The sequence below is a fragment of the Pseudomonas putida genome (assembly GCF_030159595.1).
GTDB lineage: Bacteria > Pseudomonadota > Gammaproteobacteria > Pseudomonadales > Pseudomonadaceae > Aquipseudomonas > Aquipseudomonas putida_AC.
The window spans coordinates 19,354-28,697 of sequence record NZ_BSKJ01000020.1 but is presented as its reverse complement, the minus strand read 5'-3'; the positions used below and the strand labels follow the sequence as shown (position 1 = coordinate 28,697).

General features: G+C 63.6%; 7 protein-coding genes. 2 read left to right on the top strand and 5 right to left on the bottom strand.

Features of this window, described 5'->3' with window-relative positions; all coding sequences use genetic code 11:
- Positions 1–102: 102 nt before the first annotated feature.
- The 4 genes from QQL85_RS26280 to pgm form a co-directional block, all read right to left on the bottom strand.
- Positions 103–2,508 (bottom strand): TonB-dependent receptor, encoded by a 2,406-nt coding sequence (locus QQL85_RS26280; protein WP_284357276.1) that lies wholly within the window; start codon positions 2,506–2,508, stop codon positions 103–105.
- A gap of 66 nt (positions 2,509–2,574) precedes the next feature.
- Complete coding sequence (locus tag QQL85_RS26275; RefSeq protein WP_284357277.1) at positions 2,575–3,519, bottom strand: FecR domain-containing protein; 945 nt, start codon at positions 3,517–3,519, stop codon at positions 2,575–2,577.
- Entirely contained in the window at positions 3,516–4,028 is a 513-nt protein-coding gene (locus tag QQL85_RS26270) for a sigma-70 family RNA polymerase sigma factor (protein WP_284357278.1), read from the bottom strand. The genes QQL85_RS26275 and QQL85_RS26270 overlap by 4 nt, the downstream gene beginning before the upstream one ends.
- A gap of 78 nt (positions 4,029–4,106) precedes the next feature.
- Positions 4,107–5,744, bottom strand: coding sequence for a phosphoglucomutase (alpha-D-glucose-1,6-bisphosphate-dependent) (pgm, locus tag QQL85_RS26265; protein ID WP_284357279.1), 1,638 nt, complete (start codon positions 5,742–5,744; stop codon positions 4,107–4,109).
- Positions 5,745–5,874: 130 nt separating this feature from the next.
- Between pgm and QQL85_RS26260 the strand changes: the two genes are divergently transcribed.
- Both QQL85_RS26260 and QQL85_RS26255 read left to right on the top strand, forming a co-directional pair.
- Complete coding sequence (locus QQL85_RS26260) at positions 5,875–6,522, top strand: DUF1345 domain-containing protein (RefSeq protein WP_284357280.1); 648 nt, start codon at positions 5,875–5,877, stop codon at positions 6,520–6,522.
- 273 nt (positions 6,523–6,795) lie between these two features.
- A complete protein-coding gene (locus QQL85_RS26255) occupies positions 6,796–7,056 on the top strand; it encodes a DUF1652 domain-containing protein (protein WP_284357281.1) in 261 nt (86 codons plus the stop codon).
- On the opposite strand, the gene QQL85_RS26250 is transcribed toward QQL85_RS26255, so the two are convergent.
- Positions 7,053–9,140: a putative bifunctional diguanylate cyclase/phosphodiesterase gene (locus tag QQL85_RS26250; protein ID WP_284357282.1), complete on the bottom strand. Its 2,088-nt coding sequence runs from the start codon at positions 9,138–9,140 to the stop codon at positions 7,053–7,055. The genes QQL85_RS26255 and QQL85_RS26250 overlap by 4 nt on opposite strands.
- Positions 9,141–9,344: the final 204 nt, after the last annotated feature.

Sequence of the window (9,344 nt, the reverse complement as noted above, 5' to 3'; positions counted from 1 at the left end):
CTGATGAAAAATCAGGACGAATACATCACCAAAGGTGTCAAAACAGCTTGCTGAAAACCATAGAATCTCCCACAGGGTCCACAAAAGACTTGCCGGACGTGTTCAGAAGCCGACTGTTGCCGAGAGCAGGTAGGTACGCGGCGTGGACAGCGTCAACCCCGGCTCACTGTCATCCGAAGCCCCCGCCGAACTCCAGTAACGATCGTCCAGCACGTTCTCCACACTGGCCCGCAAGGTCACCTCGGTGGCATCCACCTTGAACGCATAACGCGCCCCCAGGTCGTAGCGCTCCCAGCCATCGATCTGCTTGCTGTTGTTCTGGTCCAGGTACTGCGAGCTGGAGTGAATGCCCCGCGCCGTCAGGGTAAGCCCGTTCACGCCCGGCACATCCCATTCGGCACCAAGGTTGACGTTATATTCGGGCGTAGCCGGCGCGCGGTTGCCGTCAAAGGCGCCGCCCACGGTGTCGGTCAGTTCGCTGTCGATGTACATCACCCCACCCAGCACCCGCACACCGTCCACCGGCTCACCGAACACGCTCAGCTCGATACCGCGGTTGTCGCGCTTGCCATTGGGGCCGAACACCCGCGAGGTCGCGTTGGTCTCGTAGGCCGGCTGGCGAATGCGGAAGGCGCTTGCCGTAAAGGCAACCTTGCCCAGGTCATACTTGGCCCCCACCTCGACCTGGCGGCTGGTGAACGGCGGGAAGATCTGGTCTTCGTTGATCGACGTCGACGGCGCGATCTTGCCCTGGCTCAGGCCTTCCATGTAGTTGGCGTACAACGACAGCTGGTCGGTGACCTTCAGCAGCACGCCACCAGAAGGCGAGACCTTTTCCTCGTCGTAGGCGGTGTCGCCTTTGACGCCATCGCTCCAGTCATCCACCTGCACCCGCTGCCAGCGCGCGCCCAGGGTCAGCAGCAGGCGGTCGTCGAAAAAGCCGAGGGTGTCGGCCAGGGCCACGCCGGAGAAGCGGTTCTCCGTATAGACCTCAGGGTCGATGCGGGTGGGCGTGCCTGGGGTTGGGGTCGCTACCGGGTTGTAGAGGTTGCTGGGCGCCGAAGCATAACGGGCGCCGCCGTTGGTGAAGTCCATGTAGAAGTAGGTGGCCGCTACGTTCAGCTCGTGGCTGACCGGCCCGGTGTGGAACCAGTTGCGAAGGCCAGCCATGGCGGTGCGTACCGACTCATCGCGGGTGAAGTCGCGTGGCTGCACGGTGAAGTCACCGGCATCGTTGGTGATGGACACGTTGTGGCGCAGAAAGTCATGGTTGCTTTTGCGCGCGCCTACCGCGCCGTAGGCCAACAGTGACTCGCTGATGTCGTACTCGGCATGCAGTGCGCCAAAGGTGTCGTTGGTGCGCGCCTTGCTCCAGGCCTGGGCGTAGTTGCGGCGTACATCGTTGGCATCCGGCACCTTCGCGTTGGCACCAATCAGCACGCGCTCCTGCGGCGCATCGGTATCACGCTCGGTATGGCCCAGGTCTGCCGACAGGCGCAGGCGCTCGCCGCGAAAATCCAGGCCCAGCACGGCCATTTCACGCTCGACACGCTGGTGGTCCCACTCGGTATCGCCGGCCTGCTTCACACCATTGAAGCGCACGCCAAACTGTTGGCCTTCGCCAAAGCGCCGGCCAACATCCACCGCACCGCCCGCCTGGCCAGCCGAGGCATAGCTGCCGGTAAACTCGGTGATCGGCTTGTCACCCGCGCGCTTGGGTTGCACATTGATGCCGCCGCCCACGCTGCCACGCGGCGAAATGCCGTTGATCAACTGGCTGGGGCCTTTGATGATATCGACCCGATCGGCCATTTCCATGTCGATCGAGTAGGTCGGCAAGATGCCGTACAGGCCGTTGTAGGCCACATCGCTGTTGAACAGGCTGAAGCCGCGAATGGTGAACTGCTCGAAGCGCCCGCCTGCCGGATTGGTGGCCCGAACCGAAGGGTCGGTGGCGATCAGCTCGCCCAAGGTTCGCGCTTGCTGGTTCTTCACCAGTTCGCTGGTGTAGCTGGTGATGCTGAACGGGGTTTCCATGAAGTCACGCGAACCCAACAGACCTTGCGCGCCCTGCCGTGCCACCTGGCCGCCAGCATAGGGCTGTGTTTCGTTGCTTGCAGCCAGCCCGCCGACGATGCTGGTCGGGGCGATCTCCAAAGCGCCACCGGCCTCAGGTGCCGGCATCAGGGTGAAGGCCCCCTCACCTACCTGCAGCAACTGCAGGCCGCTGCCACGCAGCAGCTGCATGAAGCCTTCTTCGACACTGTAGCTACCAGACAGACCACTGCTCTGCCGGCCCAGGACCAATGCAGGGTCCAGTGAAAGGCTCACACCTGCCTGGTCGGCAAAGCGGGTCAATGCGGCGCCCAGGCTAGCGGCCGGCAACTGATAGGCACGCCGCACCGGCTCTTCGGCCCAGGCGGGCGCGCACAGCAACAAGCTCATGGCAAACAACGGACGCACTGCGCGCACCAATGGGCGCAGGCGGCTAGACATTACTGCAGACATTGAACAAGGCTCCCCTTCATTTTCCTCTACCCGTAATGACCGGCGAGTGAAAAAAAGGGGACAGCCTCATGCACGATTTTCTCGCACAGCCAGGCTGACCCAGTAGCGCGTACGCGTTTGCACCTGCAACGGCAGGCTGGCAGCGAGCAACGCCAATACCCGGTCGGTATCGTCCAGGCGGAAAGTGCCAGTCACCCGCAGGCGCTCTAGCTCCGGCGCCCAGCGCAGCACGCCGGGGCGGTACCTGCGCAGCTCGTGCAGGAGATCGCCCAGAGGGTGGTCATCCAGCCGCAGCACACCTTCACGCCAGCCGAGCCGCCATTCGTCCAGGCCTGTCACCGGCCCGACGCCCGTCACCTGCAAGTTGGCCTGCTGCCCGGCTTGCAGTACCTGTGCCGGGCCGCGCAGTGGCTGCAGGCTGGCTACACCATCGGCCACCGATACCCGGCAGGCCTGATCGATCAACTGCAGGCAAACTTCACCACCGCCGAGCACCACTTGGCCATAAGGCACCTGCACCGTCAGGTTCAGGTTGGCGGGCACCTTCACCGCCACTTCTCCGCGAAGCAACGTCAGGCGGCGTGCATTCATGTCGATATCCACCGCACTGTCGGTGTTCAGCTGCACGAATGTGCCATCGCTCAACAGCACCTGCCGACGCTCGCCTACCAAGGTGCGCATGTCGGCGGTCCAGCCGTCCAGTGGCAGCTCTCGGCTGACCAGCCAGGCTGTCGGCAACAGCGCCGCAACCCCCAGGGCTTGCTTGAGCAGCGCGCGACGGCCGGTGTCCGGGCGGTCCAGGGTGGCCATGGCCAGCGCGCCGGGTAGCGCGGTAAAACGCTGGCGCAGTAATGTTGCCTTCTGCCAGGCGTCTTCGTGCAGGCTGCTGCTGGCCCGCCATTTTGCCAGGCGCAACAAGTCGGTCTCACTGGCGTCACCAGCATCCAGCAGCGCCAGCCAACGGGCAGCAGCACGCACGGCTTCGCGGGTTTCAGGGGAATGGGTGGTCATTGCAACTCGGCCAGCAGGCAATGTTCGTATGCCTGCGCCATGTAGCGTTTTACCGAACGCTCGCAAACGCCCAGGCGCTTGCCGATCTCGACGTAACCCAGGCCTTCGAGCTGACTCCAGAGAAAGGCCTTGCGTACCGGTGCCTTGAGGCCATCGAGCAATTCGTCGAGTGCTTGCAGGGTTTCCAGCAATACCCAGCGATTTTCTGGCGAGGGCACATGCTGCTCGGGCAAGGTGGCCAAGGCATCGAGGTAAGCCTGCTCCAGGCTGCGTCGCTGGTGGAAATTGCTCAGCAGGCGTTTGCCGACTGTCAGCAAGTAGGCCCTTGGCTCACGAATGTCTGCCAAGGGTTGGGCACTGGTCAGTACGCGTAGAAAAGTATCCTGGCTGAGGTCGGCGGCATCCCAGGCATTGCCCAGGCGCCGACGTAGCCAGGTTTCGAGCCAGCTGCGATGCTCCCGATACAGGGCAGGCAGGCTAGGCTCCGGTGGCGGCGCGGCGTCGATCATGGGAATGGCCCTGCGGCGGCGTAAATAGGATTAATTCTAATTTACGTTGCGCCGCAGCACCAAGCGGTTTGTTACCGGTCAGGCAATCGCCGCGTCCACCAGTACCTGCGCTTCCTGCACCAGGCGCTGCAGGTGCGCTTCGTCGATGAAGCTTTCGGCGTAAATTTTGTAGATGTCCTCGGTACCCGACGGCCGCGCGGCGAACCAGCCATTGGCGGTCATCACCTTCAGGCCGCCAATCGCCTGGCCATTGCCCGGTGCGTGGCTGAGGATCTGCACGATCGGCTCACCGGCCAGTTCGGTCGACTTCACCTGCTCCGGTGCCAGCTTGCTCAGCAATGCCTTCTGCCGCACATCGGCCTTGGCCTCGACACGGGTGGAGAACGGTTTGCCCAGCGCCGCCGTCAGGTCGGCGTAGGCCTGGCTCGGGTTACGCCCCGTGCGGGCGGTCATCTCGGCGGCCAGCAAGGCCGGGATCAGCCCATCCTTGTCGGTAGCCCAGACCGAGCCATCGCGGCGCAGGAACGACGCACCGGCACTCTCTTCGCCGCCAAAGCCAAGCGAGCCGTCGAACAGGCCCTGGGCGAAGAACTTGAAGCCCACCGGCACCTCGTACAACTCACGGCCCAGGCGCTGGGTGACGCGGTCGATCAGGCCGCTGGACACCACGGTCTTGCCCACGGCGGCATCGGTGCGCCATTGCGGGCGGTGGCGGTACAGGTAGTCGATGGCCACGGCCAGGTAGTTGTTCGGTGGCAGCAGGCCGTCCGCGGTGACGATGCCGTGGCGGTCGTGATCCGGGTCGCAGGCGAAGGCCACGTCGAAGCGCTCGCGCAGGCCGATCAGGCCCTGCATGGCGTACGGCGAGGAAGGGTCCATGCGGATCTGGCCGTCCCAGTCGACGGTCATGAAGCGGAAGGTCGGGTCGACCTCGGTGTTCACCACTTCCAGGTCCAGCTTGTAGTGTTCGGCAATGGCCGACCAGTAGCGCACCCCTGCCCCACCCAGCGGGTCGACGCCCAGGCGCAGCTTGGCGCTGCGGATGACGTCGAAGTCGATGACGTTTTCCAGGTCCGCCACATAGCTGCTCACGTAGTCGTGGCGCTGGGTGGTCGGTGCCTGCAGCGCCTGGGCATGGTCCATGCGCTTGACGCCTGCCAGGTTAGCAGCCAGCAGTTCGTTGGCCTTCGCCTCGACCCACTTGGTCACATCGCTGTCGGCCGGGCCGCCATTGGGCGGGTTGTACTTGAAACCACCGCTTTGCGGCGGGTTGTGCGACGGGGTGATGACGATGCCGTCGGCCAGGCCCTGCTGGCGGCCACGGTTGTGGCATAGGATGGCGTGGGACACAGCCGGCGTGGGCGTGTATTCGTCGTCCTTCGACAACCTGACTTGCACGCCGTTGGCCGCCAGCACTTCCAGCGCGCTGGCCGTGGCCGGGGCCGACAGGGCGTGGGTGTCGGCGCCGATGAACAGCGGGCCATCGATGCCCTTTTCCTGGCGGTACAGGCAGATGGCCTGGGTGATGGCCAGCACATGGTATTCGTTGAAACTCAATTCAAGCGAAGTGCCCCGGTGCCCCGAGGTGCCGAAGGCCACCCGCTGGGCCGCCACGGCCGCGTCGGGGCGGCCGGTGTAGTAGGCGGTGAGCAGCCGGGGAATATCGACCAGCACACTGGCCGGAGCCGGCTTGCCTGCCAAAGGACTGAGCGTCATGCAAAAACCTCGAGTTCAACAGATGTTGGTGTTGGAACGTGCAGTGTACTGAGAGTTGCAAGGGTGCGCGATGGGGGGGCAGCAAAGAACAGGCTAGAGTAGAAACCACACCCACCGTGAATGAGGCCCCATGGCTTTCCACCGCCTGACCCGTACCCACCCCCGCCTGAGCCTCGCCGCAGCAACCGGCCTTGTCGGCGCCTGGCTGATCCCCGCAGGTGACACCGTGCAGCACATCCTCGCGGGCTGGAACCTTGGTGTATGGCTGTACCTGCTCCTGGTGCTGTACCTGAGCTGGGGCGCCAGCCCGGACAAGGTCCGCAAGGTGGCCCGCGTCGAAGACGAAAACGCAGGCCTGGTCCTGCTCACCGTGTGCATCGCTGCCATCGCCAGCCTCGCCGCAGTCACCCTGCAACTGGTGTCCAGCCGTGGCCTGCAGGGCGCAGACCTGGCCTTGCACTACCTCTACACCGGCCTGACCGTGGCCGGTTCCTGGCTGCTGATCGGCTGCATCTTCAGCCTGCATTACGCCCGCCTGTTCTATACCGGGCAAAACCATGAACCACCGCTGCGCTTCGCCGATGGCGAGCGCAACCCGGACTATTGGGACTTTCACTACTTCTCGTTCACCATCAGCGTGGCGGTGCAGACGTCAGATGTGGGTGTCGCCGGCAGGCGCCTGCGGCGGATTGTGTTGGCGCATTCGCTGGTGGGCTTCGTCTTCAATACGGCGATTTTGGGTTTCACCATCAACATCGCCGCCGGGTTGCTTGGATGAGCACACCGCTCGTCTGAAAGAATGTGTACCTAACACCTCTGAAAACAACCTGAACGGGTAGGAAAACTGCTGCTATCTCGCCTGGAAAACGTTTGCCCTGCCCACTACCGCCACAGGGTTTGCATGACGAGGATGTGACCGCTGTCATGCATTAGCACATTTGTCGTATTTGCAACCGAGAATCACGCGTGGCAGCTGCTATGTTTACCTTCCAGGTGGCGCACGCGCGCGGCCAACCGCTCACCACGTCCAGGCAAGGACAAGGAGGCTGGCATGAACAAGATGACGTTCCCCAACGCCTGCCAGGTGATGCGTTGGCATTTCCACCCGCTGGGCTTCGAGGCCATCATGGATGCGCCACGCAGCATGGTCGCCCGGCTGTTCGACCGCGCCACTGGCGAAACCCTGCTGGCCATTGCCGGTATCCCTTGCACGGCAATCATGGCTGCAGCCGATGTTGAACGTATCATCGAAGCCGTCGAGGCGGAGATGGACGCGTTCATCCCCTCTTTCACGTTGCGCGATGCCGTTTAACCCGCTGCGGCATCCTGCTGACGCAATGCCTGCAACTTGCCCATGAACTGCTCGGCCGGTACCGGCTGCCCCAGCAGGTAACCTTGCAGCGAATCACAGCCCAGGCGGGTCAGGAAATCCTGCTGCTTGTCGGTCTCCACCCCTTCGGCAACGATGCGCAGGCCCAGCGCCTGGCCCAAAGCGACGATTGCCGAGACAATTGCCGCATCGTCACTGTCGTGCTCTAGGTCACGTACAAAACCACGGTCGATCTTCAGCTCGTTGGCCGGGAGACGCTTGAGGTACATAAGGCTGGAGTAACCGGTGCCGAAGTCATCGATGGACAGGTCCACGCCCATGTCGGACAGGCGTTGCAGCACGGTCAGGCTGGCATCGGCATCGTGCATGGCCGTGGTTTCGGTTATTTCCAGGGTCAGGCAGTTGGCCGGCAGGCCGTTCTGTTGCAGGGCTCGGGCCACGCTCTCGACCAGCCCGGCATGGCAGAACTGAATGGCCGAGAGGTTTACCGCCATGCGCCAGCCCTCGTGCCCCTGATCCAGCCAATGCCGCATCTGCCGGCAGGCCTCGTCCAGCACCCACTCACCAATCGGAATGATCAGCCCGGTCTTTTCCGCCAAGCCAATGAAGCGGTCGGGCAGCAACAGGCCGTGCTGCGGGTGCTCCCAGCGCAGCAAGGCTTCGGCACCAATCGGCAGGCAAGCCTGGGCGTCGAACTTGGGCTGGTAGTGCAAGCGGAACTGACGCTGCTCCAACGCCTGGCGCAGGTCCTGCAGCAGTTGCAATTGCTGGCGGGCGTTGCTGTTCATCGACGCATCAAAGAAGCTGTAGCCGTTCTTGCCGGCGCTCTTGGCGTGGTACATGGCAGCGTCGGCATTGCGCAGCAGCTCGTGCTGGTCCTGGCCGTTGCCCGGGTACAGGACAATACCCAGGCTCGCCGACAGTTGCAGGTCGTGCTCGGCCACGCGGAATGGCCGAGACACCAGGTTCACCTGCTTCACCGCCACGTCCATGGCATCGTCAGGCTCCTGCAGCTCCACCAGCAGTACGAACTCGTCACCGCCGATGCGCGCCAACGTGTCTTGGCTATGCAGATGACCGCGCAGGCGCGACGCCACGGCCTTGAGCAACAAGTCGCCAATGTGGTGGCCAAACGCATCGTTGACCGGTTTGAAACCGTCCAGGTCGATGAACATCAGGGCAAAGCACCCCCCCTGCTCCGCCACCTTGGCGATAGCCTGCTCGATTCGGTCGGCCAGCAATGTGCGGTTCGGCAGATCGGTGAGCGTGTCGTGCAGGGCCAACTGGGTGAGTTCCTGGTTGGCGAGGGTCAGCGAGCGGGCCAGCTCGGCAGTGCGCGCCTCAAGGCGAGCGTCCAGTACCGAGGTAAGCAAGGCCACGGCCAGTACTGCAAGGGTGGTGATCAGCACCAGGTAAACCAGGCTGTCGCCCTGCAACCCGCCCCCCAGCGCGCCGCAGAAACTGCCTTCAGGGAAGTTCGCCGCCGCCATGCCGGTGTAGTGCATGCCGACGATGGCAAAGCCCATCACTACCGCCGCCACGCCGCGGATCTGCCGCACATAGGGCGTGTGCATGCGCAGGCGGAAGGCTATCCACAACGCCGCTGCCGAGGCGCCCACGGCAATCAGCAGCGAGGCACCGAACAACGCAGGGTCATAATCGATGCCCGGCAGCATGCGCAGCGCGGCCATGCCGGTGTAGTGCATACAGGCGATGCCGGCGCCCATGATCAGCGCACCGAACCCCAATTGCAGCCCCGGCAGGCTCGGCTGGCTGACCAGCCACAGGGCAAAGCCCGAGGACAACACGGCGATCAGCAGCGAGAACGCGGTAAGGCCCAGGTCGTAACCCAAGTCGATGGGCAGACTGAAGGCGAGCATGCCGATGAAGTGCATCGACCATACGCCGATGCCCATGGCCAGCGCGCCGCCCCCCATCCACAGGTAGGCAGCCCGGCCCTTGGCCGTGGCGATGCGGCCGGTCAGGTCAAGGGCGGTATAGGACGCCAGGATCGCTACGCACAGCGAAATCAACACCAGCGAAGAGGAATAGCTACCGGTCAGCATTGGGAGTTCCAGCGACGGGACAGGAGGCCCGGCAAAAGCTGACGATTGTACTCAAGCTTAAGCGAAACGCACGGGGTTTTTGCGAATGGGAATGGATCCAATAGTTCGGCCCAACATTATCCCTGTGGGAGCGGGTTCACCCGCGAACACCGGCAAAGCCGGTGCCATAAACCGCGCTGGTTTCTTCGCGGGTGAACCCGCTCC